This is a genomic window from Qipengyuania sp. YIM B01966 (assembly GCF_016461955.1).
In the GTDB taxonomy this organism is placed as follows: Bacteria; Pseudomonadota; Alphaproteobacteria; order Sphingomonadales; family Sphingomonadaceae; genus QFOP01.
Map to the genome: position 1 here is coordinate 77,113 of NZ_JADMNM010000001.1, position 15,512 is coordinate 92,624.

The 15,512-nt window shown below is 66.2% G+C and carries 15 protein-coding genes; 2 read left to right on the forward strand and 13 right to left on the reverse strand.

Going from position 1 to position 15,512, the window contains the following annotated elements; translation table 11 throughout:
- Positions 1-11: 11 nt before the first annotated feature.
- The gene (locus ILT46_RS00410; RefSeq protein WP_199502660.1) at positions 12-902 is read right to left on the reverse strand and encodes an ABC transporter permease; all 891 of its coding nucleotides are present in this window, start codon (positions 900-902) and stop codon (positions 12-14) included.
- 71 nt (positions 903-973) lie between these two features.
- On the opposite strand from ILT46_RS00410, the gene ILT46_RS00415 reads away from it, so the two are divergent.
- Together ILT46_RS00415 and ILT46_RS00420 are read left to right on the forward strand one after the other, a co-directional pair.
- A complete protein-coding gene (locus tag ILT46_RS00415) occupies positions 974-1,675 on the forward strand; it encodes a GcrA family cell cycle regulator (protein ID WP_199502661.1) in 702 nt (233 codons plus the stop codon).
- Between the two features lie 30 nt (positions 1,676-1,705).
- On the forward strand, positions 1,706-2,230 hold the full coding sequence (locus ILT46_RS00420) for a DUF1993 domain-containing protein (RefSeq protein ID WP_233396872.1): 525 nt from the start codon (positions 1,706-1,708) through the stop codon (positions 2,228-2,230).
- A 4-nt stretch (positions 2,231-2,234) separates the two neighbouring features.
- Here ILT46_RS00420 and ILT46_RS00425 read toward each other — a convergent pair whose 3' ends face one another.
- The 12 genes from ILT46_RS00425 to pspF form a co-directional block, all read right to left on the reverse strand.
- Positions 2,235-2,915 (reverse strand): spermidine synthase, encoded by a 681-nt coding sequence (locus tag ILT46_RS00425; protein WP_199502663.1) that lies wholly within the window; start codon positions 2,913-2,915, stop codon positions 2,235-2,237.
- A gap of 71 nt (positions 2,916-2,986) precedes the next feature.
- A complete protein-coding gene (pnp, locus tag ILT46_RS00430) occupies positions 2,987-5,299 on the reverse strand; it encodes a polyribonucleotide nucleotidyltransferase (protein ID WP_199502664.1) in 2,313 nt (770 codons plus the stop codon).
- Between the two features lie 269 nt (positions 5,300-5,568).
- On the reverse strand, positions 5,569-5,838 hold the full coding sequence (gene rpsO / locus ILT46_RS00435; protein ID WP_199502665.1) for a 30S ribosomal protein S15: 270 nt from the start codon (positions 5,836-5,838) through the stop codon (positions 5,569-5,571).
- A 5-nt stretch (positions 5,839-5,843) separates the two neighbouring features.
- Positions 5,844-6,818, reverse strand: coding sequence for a tRNA pseudouridine(55) synthase TruB (truB, locus tag ILT46_RS00440; protein ID WP_199502666.1), 975 nt, complete (start codon positions 6,816-6,818; stop codon positions 5,844-5,846).
- Between the two features lie 4 nt (positions 6,819-6,822).
- Complete coding sequence (locus tag ILT46_RS00445; RefSeq protein WP_199502667.1) at positions 6,823-7,515, reverse strand: site-2 protease family protein; 693 nt, start codon at positions 7,513-7,515, stop codon at positions 6,823-6,825.
- The gene (locus ILT46_RS00450; RefSeq protein ID WP_199502668.1) at positions 7,512-8,087 is read right to left on the reverse strand and encodes a thymidine kinase; all 576 of its coding nucleotides are present in this window, start codon (positions 8,085-8,087) and stop codon (positions 7,512-7,514) included. Before ILT46_RS00450 ends, ILT46_RS00445 begins: the two co-directional genes overlap by 4 nt.
- A 6-nt stretch (positions 8,088-8,093) precedes the next feature.
- Positions 8,094-8,489 (reverse strand): 30S ribosome-binding factor RbfA, encoded by a 396-nt coding sequence (gene rbfA / locus ILT46_RS00455; protein ID WP_199502669.1) that lies wholly within the window; start codon positions 8,487-8,489, stop codon positions 8,094-8,096.
- A gap of 200 nt (positions 8,490-8,689) precedes the next feature.
- Complete coding sequence (gene infB / locus ILT46_RS00460) at positions 8,690-11,233, reverse strand: translation initiation factor IF-2 (RefSeq protein ID WP_199502670.1); 2,544 nt, start codon at positions 11,231-11,233, stop codon at positions 8,690-8,692.
- An 18-nt stretch (positions 11,234-11,251) separates the two neighbouring features.
- Positions 11,252-11,959, reverse strand: a complete 708-nt coding sequence (locus ILT46_RS00465) for a DUF448 domain-containing protein (protein WP_370592268.1) — start codon at positions 11,957-11,959, stop codon at positions 11,252-11,254.
- A gap of 184 nt (positions 11,960-12,143) precedes the next feature.
- On the reverse strand, positions 12,144-13,781 hold the full coding sequence (nusA, locus tag ILT46_RS00470) for a transcription termination factor NusA (protein ID WP_199502672.1): 1,638 nt from the start codon (positions 13,779-13,781) through the stop codon (positions 12,144-12,146).
- Positions 13,781-14,350, reverse strand: a complete 570-nt coding sequence (gene rimP, locus ILT46_RS00475; protein ID WP_199502673.1) for a ribosome maturation protein RimP — start codon at positions 14,348-14,350, stop codon at positions 13,781-13,783. The genes nusA and rimP overlap by 1 nt, the downstream gene beginning before the upstream one ends.
- 121 nt (positions 14,351-14,471) lie before the next feature.
- Positions 14,472-15,503, reverse strand: a complete 1,032-nt coding sequence (gene pspF / locus ILT46_RS00480) for a phage shock protein operon transcriptional activator (protein ID WP_199502674.1) — start codon at positions 15,501-15,503, stop codon at positions 14,472-14,474.
- Positions 15,504-15,512 lie beyond the last annotated feature (9 nt).

The following is a 15,512-nucleotide window of genomic DNA, read 5'->3' on the forward strand; positions in this document are numbered from 1 at the left end:
CAAGCGAAGCGTCAGTCCTTCAACTTCCAGCCCGACCGCAGGATCAGATAGATCACTGCCGCGAGCGCAAGATTGAATACGCCGAGGCCGATGGCGCCATGGACCACCGCCATGTTGCTGTTGCCGATGTCGCTTTGCCCGAGGAAGCCAAAGCGAAACCCTGAAATGACATAGAAAAACGGGTTGAACCGGCTGATCGACTGGAAAGCTGGGGCGAGATTGTCGATAACGTAGAATGTGCCCGATAGCAGCGAAAGCGGCGCAATCACGAAGTTGGTGATAGCCGCATTGTGGTCGAACTTCTCTGCCCAGATCGAGGTCAGCAAGCCGATCAGCGCCAGCATCACCGATCCCATCAAGCCGAACCAGACGATGGCCCACGGATGCGCCGCGCCCAGAGTGACACCCGGATAGAACGCCATCGCCAGTGCGACTGCCCCGCCAACCAGGACCGCGCGCGTCACCGCGGCGGCGACGATGCCGGTCATCAACTCCCCATCCGACAGCGGTGGCATCAACAGGTCGATAATCGTCCCCTGGATCTTACCTGACAGGAATGAAAACGAGGAATTAGCAAAAGCATTCTGCATCATCGCCATGACGATCAGACCGGGCGCAATGAAGCTGGCGAAGGGCACGCCCAGCACCGTCCCCCCGCTCCGCCCCAGCGCGACGGTGAAGATCACCAAGAACAGCAGCGTGGTGACGGCCGGAGCCCAGATCGTCTGCGTCTGGACCTTGAGAAACCGGCGCACCTCCTTCATATAGAGCGCGAACAGGCCGATGCGGTTGATCCCGTGAATGACGGGCTGGCCGCGCGGCGCAAATCCGGGCCGCCTGGCGGCTGTTTCACCATCTGGCGCGGATGCTGGTGCGGCGTGGATGTGGGCTTGATCGGCCATATCCCGGCGGTTACGGCGAAGCGCCCTCACTGGCAAGCTGGCAGGGGCCGGCGCGCAAAATTGGAATTTCGATGAGCTGGACCGACGAACGTATCGCCAAGTTGAAAGATATGTGGGAAGGTGGCGCGACGGCAAGCCAGATTGCCGACGAACTGGGCGGCGTCAGCCGCAACGCGGTGATCGGGAAGGCGCATCGGCTGGGTCTCAAGGCGCGCCCCTCTCCGGTCAAGGCAGGCGAAAAGAAGGACGCCCCTGCGGCGCCGGTCGTCGCAATCGCGGCGCCCGCGGCGCCAATCCGGCGGCCCCCGGTTTCCCGGCCCGCGGCAGCGGGGGCCGAACGCCGGCCGGCGACGGCTCCGTCTCCGGTCGTGCCGGCAACACCGCCCGCAACCGAAATGAATGCACCGCAGCCCTTGCCCAACCCCACCGCCGATCTGACCAAGGTTGTGTCCGTCGGCCCGGGCGGCTTCTTGCGACAGGGGCCGGGCGATCAGCAGGCACCCATCCCGCCTGCGCCGCCGCGCCGGCTTGTCCCGGCGAAACCGAGCCCCGAAATTGCCGACAAGACCAGCCTGCTCGATCTGTCGGACCGGGTGTGCCGCTGGCCGATGGGCCATCCGGGCGAGGCCGATTTCCATTTCTGCGGCGAAGCGGTCAATCCAGGGTTTCCCTATTGCGTCGAACATTGCGGGAGGGCCTATCAGGCGCAATTGCCGCGCGGTGCCCGCCGCCCCCCTCCGCCGCTGCCTTATGGCGGGCCACGCGTCCGTTGATTCCGTCTTCAGGAGCCTCTGACCATGCCGATGAGCCTGCACGAAGCCACCATTCCCGGTTTCCTCCAGACCATCGGCGCAGTCAGAGGCCTCCTCGACAAGGTCGATAGCCATGTGGCGAGCGGCGCGAGTGGCGAGGAAGAGCTGCTGAGCGCGCGGCTCGCACCCGATATGCTGCCCTTCAGCTATCAGGTAAAGAGCGTCTGGACGCATTCGGCCCTCGCCGTCGAACGGTGCTTCGATGGGCGGTTCTCGCCGCATATGGACCCGCCGCCGCGCTCGGTCGGCGACCTGCGCGCGCTGCTGGACGAAGGCGTGCAGTCGCTGCGCGCTGTCTCGCCCGAAGCACTGGAGGATGTTGCCCAGCGCCCGATGGTGTTCACCATCGGCGAGGCGTTGCGGCTCGATTTCACCGTGCAGAATTTCCTGCTCAGCTTCTCGCAGCCGAATTGTCATTTCCACGCGGCGACGGCCTATGCGTTGCTCAGGATGCAGGGGCTGCCGATCGGCAAGCGCGACTATATGGGCCAGATGCGCGTCGGCCTGCCCGGCTGAGTGGTCAGGACGGCCGGCCAAACCACAGCGTATGGCGTGGGCCCTTATTGTTGGGCCGCGCACGGACGGTCAGTTCCTCGACTGCAAAGCCGGCTTTGGCGAAGCGCTGGGCAAAGGCTGGATCGGGCGCGGCTGACCATATCGCCAGCACCCCGCCCGGCGAGAGCGCCCGGCGCGCGCGCTCGAGTCCGCGGCGGCTGTAGAGCGCGTCATTGTCTGGCCGGACCAAACCGTCGGGGCCGTTATCGACATCGAGCAGGATCGCGTCATAATGCCGGGTGAAACCCTCACCCGCATCGTCGATTAGCGCGGCGACATCGCCGATCTCGAGCGTCAGGCGCGCATCGGACAGGCTGTCGCCGGTGAGGTCCGACAGCGGCCCGCGGGCCCATTCGACAATCTCGGGCACCAGCTCGCCGACGACCACGCTGCCATCGGCCGGAAGCCGCGCCAATGCGGCGCGTAGCGTAAAGCCCATGCCGTACCCCCCGATCAGGATGCGCGGCGCGGGCGCCGTCACGCGGTCGAGCGTGAGTTCGGCTAGCTGCTCTTCAGAGAAACGCATCCGCGTCCCCATCAACTCCTCGCGGCCCAGCATGATCACGTGATCGCGCCCGTGGCGGAGCAAGGTCAGCGTGCCGCCGCCGGGAATTTCCGCCGTGGCAATCGGTTCACGGGGCAGCATCGGTGTCTCCGGTTACATGCGAAGGGCCGCCAGGATTGCTCCCGGCGGCCCCGATTGCGTCGCGATCCCGCTCAGTCCTTGAGGAAGTCGGGAATATGCGCGGCGCCGCCGCTGTCGCGACCGCCGTCGTCATTGCGCGGGGCCCGGTCGCCCCGGTCACCCCGATCACCGCGATCACGGCGCGGGCCGCGATCGCCACGGTCGCCTCGGGGGCCACGGCGGTCGCCGCCGCGATCGCCCCGGTCGCCGCGCGGTTCACGCGGTTCGCGGGCCGGGCGCGTGTCTTCCAGCTCTTCGCCGGTTTCCTGGTCGACCACCCGCATCGACAGGCGCACCTTGCCGCGCTGATCGATCTCAAGCACCTTGACCTTCACGTCTTGCCCTTCGGAGACGACGTCGGTCGGCTTCTCGACCCGCTCGTTGCGCATCTCGGAGACGTGTACGAGGCCGTCCTTGCCGCCCATGAAGTTCACGAAAGCGCCGAAATCGACGATATTGACGACCTTGCCGTTGTAGATCTTGCCCACCTCGGCTTCCTCGACAATCCCGAGAATCCAGTTCTTGGCCGCTTCGATCTGGTCGGAATCGGACGATGAGATCTTGATGATCCCCTCATCGTCGATATCCACCTTGGCGCCGGTTTCGGCCACGATCTCGCGGATCACCTTGCCGCCGGTGCCGATCACGTCGCGGATCTTCGACTTGTCGATCTGGATCGTCTCGATGCGCGGGGCGTGCTTCGAAACGTCGGTGCGGGCGGTGCCGAGCGCCTTGGTCATTTCGCCCAGGATATGCGCGCGGCCGGCTTTGGCCTGGTCGAGCGCTTTTTCCATGATTGCGCGGGTGATGCCGGCCACCTTGATGTCCATCTGCAGCGAGGTGATGCCTTCGCTGGTGCCGGCGACCTTGAAGTCCATGTCGCCGAGGTGATCTTCATCGCCGAGGATGTCGGACAGCACGGTGAACTCGTCGCCTTCGAGGATCAGGCCCATCGCGATGCCCGAGACAGGGCGGGTCAGCGGCACGCCCGCATCCATCATCGCCAGCGCGCCGCCGCACACGGTCGCCATCGAGGACGAGCCGTTGCTCTCGGTGATGTCCGAGACGACGCGGATGGTGTAGGGGAAATCCTCGTGGCTCGGCAGCACGGCCTGCAGCGCCCGCCAGGCGAGCTTGCCGTGGCCGGTATCACGCCGCGACGGCGCGCCGAAGCGACCCACTTCGCCCACCGAATACGGCGGGAAGTTGTAGTGCAGCATGAAGCGCGAGTAGCTCAGCCCCTCGAGCCCGTCGATCATCTGCTCGGCATCCTTGGTGCCGAGCGTGGTGGTGCAGATCGCCTGCGTTTCACCGCGGGTGAACAGCGCCGAACCATGCGTGCGCGGCAGCAGGCCGACCATCGCCTCGATCGGGCGGACCTGATCGACCGCGCGGCCGTCGATGCGCTTGCCATCCTTGAGGATCGCGCCGCGCACGACGTCGGCCTCGACCTTTTTGGTCAGCTTGATCGCGGTCATCACGGTCTGGCCGTCCTGGCCCTCGTAATGCGCCTTGACCTTGTCGCGCGCGACTTCGAGCGCCTCGCGGCGGGCTGACTTGTCAGTGGTGGCATAGGCCTTGGCGACGTCCTCGCCGATCAGCCCCTTGATCTCGGCCTTCATCGCCGAATTGTCGGCCTGGATCACGTCCCACGGATCCTTGGCGGCCTGTTCGGCCAGCTCGACGATCAGATTGACGACCTTCTTGCATTCGTCATGCGCGAACATCACCGCGCCGAGCATGATTTCTTCCGAAAGCTCGCGGGCTTCGGATTCGACCATCATCACCGCATCGGCGGTGCCGGCCACGATCAGGTCGAGCTGCCCTTCGGCGAGCGCCGCATCCTGCTTGGGATTGAGCGTGTATTCGCCATCCTTGTAACCCACGCGGCAACCGCCGATCGGGCCCATGAACGGCACGCCCGAAATGGTCAGCGCGGCCGAGGCGGCGATCATCGCCAGCACATCGGGCTCGCACTCGCCGTCAAAGCTCAGCACTTGGGCGATGACGTTGATTTCGTTGTAGAACCCTTCGGGGAACAGCGGCCGCACCGGGCGGTCGATCAGGCGCGAAACCAGCGTTTCCTTCTCGGTCGCGCCGCGTTCACGCTTGAAGAAGCCACCCGGGATGCGCCCGGCGGCGAAGAACTTTTCCTGATAGTGGACGGTGAGCGGGAAGAAATCCTGCCCTTCCTTGACGCTCTTGGCGGCCGTGACGGCGCAGAGCACAACGGTTTCGCCATAAGTGGCGAGGACCGCGCCGTCGGCCTGACGGGCAATGCGGCCGGTTTCGAGGGTGAGGGTCTTTCCGCCCCACTCCATGCTTACAGTCTTGACGTCGAACATCCATGTTTCCTTCGACCCGCGGGCCCTATTGCCCAATGCCATGCGGCGCGGGGTTTGCTGCCGGGGATACCGTCCCGGTCCGGTGCGGGGCCTTGGTGTGCCCCTGAACGCCCCTGCCGAATTGCAGGTTAGTTCTCATGACCGTCATGCCGTACTTGATCCGGCATCCCGCTGCCTCGGCGAATGGGCCCGAAGTTCAAGCGGGGCCCCCGGTCAAGCCCGGGGCGACGGATACTAAACGGCCCGCCGAAGCGGGCCGAATGATTTCGTCACTTACGCAGGCCCAGCTTCTGGATCAGCGCGTTATAGCGGGCCACATCCTTTTTCTTGAGATAGGCCAGCAGGCTGCGGCGCTTGTTGACCATCATCAAAAGGCCGCGGCGCGAATGGTTGTCCTTGTGGTGATCCTTGAAATGCTCCGTCAGATTGCGGATGCGTTCGGTCAGGATCGCGACCTGCACTTCCGGGCTGCCGGTATCGGTGGCACCTTGCGCGTTGTCCTTGATGATTTCCTGCTTCTTTTCGGCGGTAACCGACATATCACTTACTCCGCGACATCGGGTAGGTTGAAGCCCCGCACGATCCTGGTCATGCCCGATTGCACTTCGATCAGCGCCACCGGCACAGCGCCGGATTTCGCCAGATAAAGCCCATCGGATTGGGGCCGCCCGGTGAGAACGCGGCCCTGGCGGACCGCCCCTGCCTCTTCGGGCGAGAGGCAAAGGGCCGGGATGTCGTCCAGCCCCGCCTCCAGCGGCAGGATTACGTCTTCAAGCGGCGCGCCCTGACCGATGGCGTTCAATTTGTCCAGTGAAATCGCCTGGTCGAGCGTGAACGGCCCCGCCTGTTCGCGGCGCAGCATAGTGACATGGCCGACCGTTCCCAGCGAATGGGCAATGTCGCGCGCCAGGCTGCGGATATAGGTGCCTTTGGAGACGTGGCCGCGAAGCGTGATCTCGTCCAACTCCGCTCGTGCTGAGCCTGTCAAAGCACCGCCCGTCAACGGCCGGCCATCGCTTTCACAGGACGGCCCTTCGACAGGATCAGGGCGAACGGACAAGGCATGGATTGTCACCGCGCGCGCCGCCAGTTCCACCGCCTCGCCCGCCCGCGCGCGGGCGTATGCGCGCTGGCCACCCACCTTGATCGCGGAGAATGCCGGCGGCACCTGTTCAATGGGGCCGGTGAAGCGCGGCAGAATGGCCGTCAGCGCGCCCATCGTGGGCCTGACCGGGCTGGTCGCCACCACCTCCCCTTCGGCATCCAGCCCTGCCGTCTCAATCCCAAAACGGATGGTGAAGGCATAGACCTTGCTCGCATCGAGCATCCGGCCGGCGAGCTTGGTCGCTTCGCCCAGCGCGATCGGCAGCACGCCGCTGGCCAACGGATCGAGCGTGCCCCCATGGCCGACCTTGACTTTACCGAACCCAGCTTCGCGCAGATTGCGCTTGACCGCACCGACCGCCTGCGTGCTCCCCAGCCCGACCGGCTTGTCGAGCACGATCCAGCCATGCGGCATCGTCTCAGCGCCCGCTAACCGCCTGGGCCAGGGCGAAGAACTGCCCCGACAGCCATTGCACCGGCGGCACCACGACCGCGCGGATCAGATCAAGCTGGGGCGAGATCATCGGCAGCACCACGATCACCAGCAGCACCAGCAGCAGCCCGTATTTCGCCAGCCGGCCATAGGCTTCGGCCAGATCGCGGGGCAGCAACCCCTGAACGATATGCGAACCGTCGAACGGCGGGATCGGCAGCAGATTGAACACGCCGATGAACACGTTGATCAGCACCAGATTGACCAGGTTGGCGATCAGCAACCGGGCCCCCAGCCCGACCTGATCGGGCGTGCCCAGCGCGGCAATGGCGAGGCCGAGCAGCACGGCGCTCACCGCCGCCAGCGCGAAATTGGTCGCCGGCCCGGCAGCGGCCACCGCCATCATTCCCGCGCGCGGATTGCGCAGGCGCCAGAAATTGACCGGCACCGGCTTAGCCCAGCCGAACACCGGCAGCTTCATCAGCGCCAGTGCCCCGGGAACGAGGATCGTACCCACCGGATCGACATGGCGCAGCGGGTTCAGCGACAGCCGGTTCTGCTCCGCCGCTGTCGGATCGCCCAGCGCGCGCGCCACCCAGCCATGCGCGACTTCGTGAAAAACAATCGCGATGATCAGCGGAATGATCAGCGTAACCGCCTGGAAAACCGTGTCGTTCATCGCCCGAGCGCCTCCGTGAAGTGGCGCCGGCATAGCGCAAGATAACGGTCATTGCCGCCGATTTCTGTTTGCTCGCCCTGCTGCACGGCGGCGCCGGCGGCATCGACGCGCAAGTTCATCGTCGCCTTGCGCCCGCAATGGCAGACCGCCTTCAGCTCGACCAGCGCATCGGCAATGCCGAGCAAGGCGGCCGAACCGGGAAACAGTGCCCCCTGAAAATCGGTGCGGATGCCATAGCAGAGCACGGGGATCCCCGCCTCGTCAGCCAGCCGGGCCAGCTGCCAGACCTGCGCATCGGTAAGGAACTGCGCCTCGTCCACCAGCACGCAATGGATCGGCTCGGCGCGGTGCGCGGCGCCGATCGCCGTCCACAGATCGGTCTCGGGCGCATAGAGGTGCGCCGGCGCCTCCAGCCCGATACGGCTGCGGATCATCCCATCGCCGCGCGTGTCGAGCGCGGCGCTCCACAGCATGGTCCGCATCCCGCGCTCGCGATAATTGAAATCGGCCTGCAGCAGCGTGGTCGATTTGCCCGCATTCATGCTGGAGAAATAGAAATAGAGCTTGGCCAAGGCCGCTCAATCCTCGGTCAGATCGCGGGCGACCTTGGGGTCGGACAGCAGGCGCTCGATCCGCTCGGCCTCGTCGAAGCTCTCGTCGGGCTTGAACTGCAGGCGGGGCGCGAATTTGAGGCCAAGGCGCTTGGCCACTTCGCGCTGGAAAAAGGCGGTGTTGGTGCGCAGCGCCTTCAGCACCGCGCCCTCGTCCTCGCCCAGCAGCGGCTTCACATAGGCGGCCGCGTTGCGCAGGTCGGGCGTCATCCGCACCTCGGTGACGCTGACCGAATGCGCGGTCAGCACATCGTCATGCACCTCGCCACGCGCGAGCAACTCGCTGAGGATATGCCGTACCCGCTCGCCCACCTTGAGTACGCGGACCGATTGCTGTTCGGAAGTGGCGGGGTTGCGGGGCATCAGGTCAATATCATCACGGGGACGAGGAAGAGCAAGGCAATTGCGGGCAGGCATCCGGCCGTAAGGCCGCTGTCAACGTAGCGCCAGTTGCGCGACCACCACGATCTCTTCCGCGAGGGTTGCTCTGCCGGACGCTTCTTGCGCTTGCGACTTTCAGGCATCCGACCTCCTCGCCGAAAGTACCACTTTCGGCGAAACCCTTACAGCACCCGCTCGCGTTCCTCGACCTCGAACACTTCGAGCATATCGCCCGGCTTGATGTCGTTGGTATCGGCCAGCACCACGCCGCATTCGAGCCCGGCGCGGACTTCTTCCACATCGTCCTTGAACCGCCGCAGGGACTGGATGGTGGTCGCCGAAACGATCACATCCTCGCGCGTGAGGCGGGCGAACAGGCCCTTGCGGATCGCGCCTTCGGTGACCAGCAGGCCGGCTGCCTTGTCGCGCTTGCCCGCGGGGAACACCTGCTTGACCTCGGCCCGGCCGAGCACGTTCTCGATCTTGAGCGGGCCGAGCACGCCGGCCATTTCGCGGCCGATCTCGTCGGTCAGATGATAGATCACGTCGAAATATTTCATCTCGACCCCGTCGCGCTTGACCAGATCGCGCGCCTTGGGATTGGGGCGGACGTTGAAGCCGACGATCGGCGCCTTGCTCGCCGCCGCGAGCGACACGTCGCTTTCGGTGATCGCGCCGACACCGGCGTGGAGCACGCGGACCTTGATGTCGTCGTTCGACAAATTGTGCAGCGCGGTGACGATCGCTTCGACCGAGCCCTGCACATCCGCCTTCACCACCACCGGGAATTCGACCACGTTCGACTTCATCCCGGCAAACATCGTGTCGAAATTGGTCGGCGCCAGCGCGGTACGCTTCTCGGTCGCCTTGGCCTGACGGAACGCGGCGACTTCGCGGGCGCGCTGTTCGTTTTCGACCACGGTCAGCTGGTCGCCGGCACCCGGCACCCCGCCAAGGCCAAGCACCTCGACCGGCATTGACGGGCCGGCTTCCTTGATCTGCTGGCCCTTGTCGTTGACGATCGCGCGCACGCGGCCGCTTTCGGTGCCGACGACGAAGGTATCGCCGCGCTTCAGCGTGCCGCGCGTGATCAGCACCGTCGCCACCGGGCCGCGGCCCTTGTCGAGCTGCGCCTCGATCACGGTCGCTTCGGCGAAACGGTCGGGATTGGCCTTCAGTTCGAGCAGTTCGGCCTGCAGCGCGATCTTTTCGAGCAGATCGTCGAGCCCGGTGCCCTTGAGCGCGGAAATCTCGACATCCTGCACATCGCCGCTCATCGCCTCGACCACGACTTCGTGTTCGAGCAGGCGTTCGCGGATCTTCTGCGGGTTGGCCTCGGGCTTGTCGACCTTGTTGATCGCCACGATCATCGGCACGCCGGCCGCCTTGGTGTGATTGATCGCCTCGATCGTCTGCGGCATGATCCCGTCATCGGCGGCGACCACCAGCACTACGATATCGGTCACATGAGCGCCCCGCTGGCGCATTTCGGTGAACGCGGCGTGGCCCGGCGTATCGAGGAAGGTGACGAGATCGCCGCCCTTGGTCTTCACCTGATAGCTGCCGATATGCTGGGTAATCCCGCCCGCTTCGCCCTTGACCACATTGGTCCCGCGCAGCGCGTCGAGCAGGCTGGTCTTGCCGTGATCGACATGGCCCATGATGGTCACCACCGGTGGCCGGACCTTCAGCGTTTCGGGCGCATCGGTATCTTCGGCGGTGTCGATATCGACATCGCTTTCCGAGACGCGGGTGATGTTGTGGCCGAATTCCTCGACCAGCAATTCGGCGGTGTCCTGGTCGATCGTCTGGTTGACGGTGACCATCATCCCCATGTTGAACAGCGCCTTCACCAGATCGGCGCCCTTTTCGGCCATCCGGTTGGCGAGTTCCTGCACGGTGATCGCTTCGGGCACGACCACGTCGCGGACCTGCTTCTCGCGCGGCTTGGAGGGCCCCCCATGCATCCGCCGTTCGCGTTCCCGCGCGCGCTTGAGCGCGGCGAGGCTGCGGGCGCGGCGGCCTTCATCCTCGTTCAGCGCCTTGGTGACGGTGAGCTTGCCCGAGCGCCGCTTGTCAGCCGCAGGCCCGCGATCTTCGGTGCGGCCGGGCTTCTTCTTGTCCTCCACCCGCTTGGCCGGTTCGGGACGCTTGGGCTCAGGCCGCGCGACCGGGGTGAAACGGCGCGGCGCGGGTGCAGCAGCGCCCGCCTGGTCGCCCGCATCGGGGGCCGTATTATCGGGGGCAGGCTCGGCAGAGCTGGCTTCGTCGCCGACCGGTTCGGTGGGCGCCGCAGCCTCGGCACGCGCGGCTTCGGCTTCGGCCTGGCGATTATCCTCGGCCCGGCGCTTCTCGTCCTCGGCCGCCTTGCGCGCGGCTTCCTCGTCGCGCTTGCGCGCTTCTTCGGCCTGGCGCAGGCGATCTTCCTCGGCCTCGCGCTGGAGGCGGGCGACGCGTTCCTGCGGAGTCTCGCCATCGGGCGCGCGGCGCGGCGGCGGGGGCGGAGGGGGCGGCGGCGGCGGTGGAGGCGCAGCCTCGACCGGCGCGGGTGCCGCCTCGACCGGCGCAGCCTCGCCCGGCTTCACGAGCTTGCGGCGGCGCTTGACCTCGACCGCGACCTTATTGGTCCGGCCGTGGCTGAAGGTCTGTTTGACCTCGCCCGCATCCACGCTGCGCTTGAGACCAAGCGGCTTGCGGGTCAGGGGCTTGTTATCGTCGTCGCTCATAAAAACTCGTATCGTCCTTCAATCTCGGTTCGTCGTCCGGCGCTGCCCGCCGGCAGCGCGCGCGCCCTGCCGGGCATGGCCCGTGCCACCACCGCCAAGGTCCGGCGGACCTTCGAGGAAATGCAACAGGCGCTCTACATGTTGGCGCACGCGGGCTGCAGCCCGCGGATCGCTCAGCGCCAGATGGACGACGTTCTCGCGGCCCAATGCCACAGACAGAGCGGTGCGGTCCAGTGGCAAGCTGATGCCGCTATCACCGGTGCCTTCGCGTTCGTTGCCCACGCGCCACGCCTGATCGAGCTTGCGTGCGCCATCGGTGCTGGCATCGGCGGCGTGGAGCAGCAACGCCACCGCCCCGCCGCGCGCGTGCTCGGCTATCCGGTCGGAGCCGAGCAGCACCTTCCCGGCGCGCATTTCCATACCCAGCCGGTCGAGCAGCGTGCGGGCCAGCGCCTGTTCGATGCGCTGGGGCAGATCGTCGGGGATGGTCAGCGCCGCACCCTTGAAGGCGCGGGCCAGAGCGCCCTTCAAGCGGCCTTTGGCCATCGCGGCTTCGAGGTCGGCGCGGTTGACGCCAATCCACGCCCCGCGCCCCGGCGCGCGGGCCAGCGGATCGGGCAGCACCAGCCCGTCGGGCGAAATGGCCAGCCGCAGCAGACGCCCGCGCGCGCCGTGTTCACCTGTCAGGATGCAGCGGCGTTCCGGGGCGGCTGCGTGTTTGCCCACCCCGCTGCGACCCCGTTCCGGGGCGGCTGCGTGTTTGCCCACCCCGCTGCGACCAGCTTCGCTTGCGCTCAGCAGGTCTCGCTCCCCTCCTGCAGGCGGGAGGGGGTGCGCGTCGGCTCCCTGCTCCGCTCCCGCAGGCGGGAGGGGTTGGGGGTGGGCCCGGTCTGTCTCGGAACCTAGCGGCTCATTGTTCGGAGTCCGCATCGGCGGCCTCCTGTTGGTCGGGTTCGTCGTCGAACCAGTGCGCGCGGGCGGCCATGATGATCTCGTTGCCCTGCTCTTCGCTAAGGCCGAATTCGCCCAGCACGCCGCCCTTGTCCTGCTCGCGCTGCGGCGCAGCGCGCTTCAGCTGCGGCCCGGCTTCGGGGTTGCGGCGACGGGGCGCCTCGCGCTTCTTGGCGATCAATTCGTCGGTGGCGAGATCGGCCAAATCGTCGAGCGTCTTGATGCCCGCCTTGCCGAGCACCACCAGCATCGCTTCGGTCAGGTGCGGCAATTCGGCCAGATCGTCCTCGACGCCCAGTTCGCGGCGCTGGACGCGGGCGGCTTCCTCGTGGCGTTCGATCGCTTCGGCCGCGCGGCTTTGCAGTTCTTCGGCCAGTTCCTCGTCGAATCCTTCGATCGCGGCCAGTTCCTCGATCTCGACATAAGCGACTTCTTCGAGCTCGGCGAAGCCTTCGGCGACCAGCAGCTGCGAGAGCGTTTCGTCAACGTCGAGCTCTTCCTCGAACATCTTCGAGCGCTCGGCGAATTCCTTCTGCCGCTTGGTGCTTGCCTCCTCATCGGTCATGATGTCGATCTGGTGGCCGGTGAGTTGGCTGGCGAGGCGGACATTCTGCCCGCGCCGGCCAATCGCCAGGCTGAGCTGGTCGTCGGGCACGACCACCTCGATGCGGCCTTCTTCCTCGTCGAGCACGACGCGGCTGACCGTGGCCGGCTGCAGCGCGTTGACCACGAAAGTCGCGGTGTCCTCGCTCCACGGGATGATGTCGATCTTTTCGCCCTGAAGTTCCTGCACCACCGCCTGCACGCGGCTGCCTTTCATGCCGACGCAGGCGCCGACCGGGTCGATGCTCGAATCGCGGCTGATCACGCCGATCTTGGCACGGCTGCCCGGATCGCGCGCGGCGGCCTTGATCTCGATGATGTTGTCATAGATTTCGGGGACTTCCTGCGCGAACAGGCTCTTCATGAAATCGGGGTGCGCGCGGCTGAGCAGGATTTGCGGGCCGCGATTGTTGCGTTCGACCTTGGTAATCAGCGCGCGCACGCGCTCGCCCACGCGGGCCGCTTCGCGCGGGATCTGCTGGTCGCGGCGGATGACCCCTTCCGCGCGACCGAGATTGACGATCACATGGCCGAATTCCACCGACTTGATGACGCCGGTGATGACTTCGCCGGCGCGGTCCTTGAATTCCTCGAACTGGCGCTCGCGTTCGGCATCGCGGACCTTCTGGAAGATCACCTGCTTGGCGCTCTGCGCGTCGATGCGGCCCAGATCGACCGGCGGCAGCGGATCGACGATATAATCGCCCACCTTGGCGCCCGGCTGCAATTTCTCGCCTTGCGCCAGATCGACCTGCTTGAAGTAATCCTCGACCTCTTCGACCACCTCGACCACGCGCCACAGACGCAGATCGCCGGTCATCGGGTCGAGCTTGGCGCGAATGTCGTTTTCCGCGCCATAGCGGTTGCGCGCGCTCTTCTGGATCGCCTCTTCCATCGCTTCGATGACGATCGCCTTGTCGATCATCTTTTCCGAAGCGACCGAGTTCGCAATCGCGAGCAGCTCGGCCTTGTTGGCGGAAATTGCACTGGCCATCAGTCGTCAGCCTTCTCTTCTTCGTTGAGCTCTACAATCTCGTCCGCGCCGCTCATGTCGAGCGGGCGGGTGGCGGCGATCAGCGCGTCGGTGAGGACGAGCTGCGCCGTATGAATATCGGCCAGCGGCAGGGTGACGGTGCCGGCCTTGCGATCCTCGATCGTCACCTGATCGCCGGCAATGCCTTGCAGCACACCCTTCAGCACCCGCTGCCCTTCGGCGCCCCGGTCGCGGACGATGCGCGCTTCGTGGCCGGCCCAGTTGGCGTAATCCTTGGGCCGGGTCAGCGGCCGGTCGATGCCGGGGCTGCTGACCTCGAGGTGATAGGGGCCTTCGACCAGTTCCTCGCCCGCTTCTTCCAGCGGATCGATCCGGTCGGAAATGCGGCGCGACAGTTCGGCACACTGGTCGATCACCAGCTGGCCGGTGGCGGGATCTTCCGCCATCACCTGCAACGCCTGCGCCCCGTCACCCGCCTCCGACGGCATCATCTTGACCCGCACCAGTTCCAGCCCGAGCGCGGCGGCTTCGGGTTCGATCAGGGCAGTCAGGCGGGCAATATCGGTCATCAGGTTCCTGCAAGCGGGGTCGGCGCCGGCCCCTTGCGGCGCCAGCCCTCGATTGTCGCGACAATGTCGGGATTGGCGCCCCTCTAGGCCGGTTGGCCGGCAATGGCAAGCGCCGACAGGTCTAATCCCCCGCCTGCTCCATCAGCCCGTGCTTGCGGATCGCGTGGCGTAGCTGATCGTAGCTGAGGCCGAGCGCCTTGGCGGTCTGGCGCTGGTTCCAGCGATGTCGCCCCAGCGCATGTTCGAGAATGGCGCGCTCATGCGCATCGACCGCGCTGCGCAGATCGTCGATCTGGTCGAACGCGGGTGCAGTTGCGGCCGTGCCGGGCGCTGCACCCTCGCTCTCGGCCGGTTTGCGCGTGGCGGGTTCGGCTGGTTTCCACGGGCTGTCGAACGGGTCGAACTGGACGTGGCCGACCGGCTCGTCCCAACTGCCCCAGCGATAGACCGCGCGTTCGATGACATTGCGCAATTCGCGGACATTGCCCGGCCAGGCATAGTCCTCCAGCTGCGACTGGACATGGCCGGCGAAACCCGGCCAGCCGTCCCAGCGCAATTCCGCCGCCATCCGCCGTCCAAAATATTCGGCCAGCACGCCGACATCCCCTTCGCGCACGCGCAACGGCGGCAGGGTGATGACCTCGAAGCTCAGCCGGTCGAGCAGGTCGGCGCGAAACCTGCCCTGATCGGCCAGGCGCGGCAGATCCTCGTTGGTGGCGGCGACGATCCGCACATCCACCCGCAGCGGGCGCGAGGCACCGATCCGCGTCACCTCGCCATATTCGACCGCGCGCAGCAGCCGCTCCTGCGCCCCCATCGACAGCGTCGCCAGTTCGTCGAGGAACAGCGTCCCCTTGTCGGCTTCCTCGAACCTTCCCGCGCGCGCTCTGGTAGCGCCGGTGAAGGCGCCGGCCTCGTGGCCGAACAGTTCGGCCTCGATCAGGCTTTCAGGCAGCGCGGCGCAGTTCATGGTGACGAGCGGTTCGTCCCACCGCGAGGACAAGCGATGCAGGCGTTCGGCGATCAGTTCCTTGCCTGTCCCGCGCTCGCCGATCACAAGCACCGGGCGCGAGAGCGGCGCCGCGCGGCTGGCCCGCTCGACCGCATCGAGAAACGCGCCCGATTGGCCGATAAACTGAGTTTCCCGCTCCATCGACCGAAT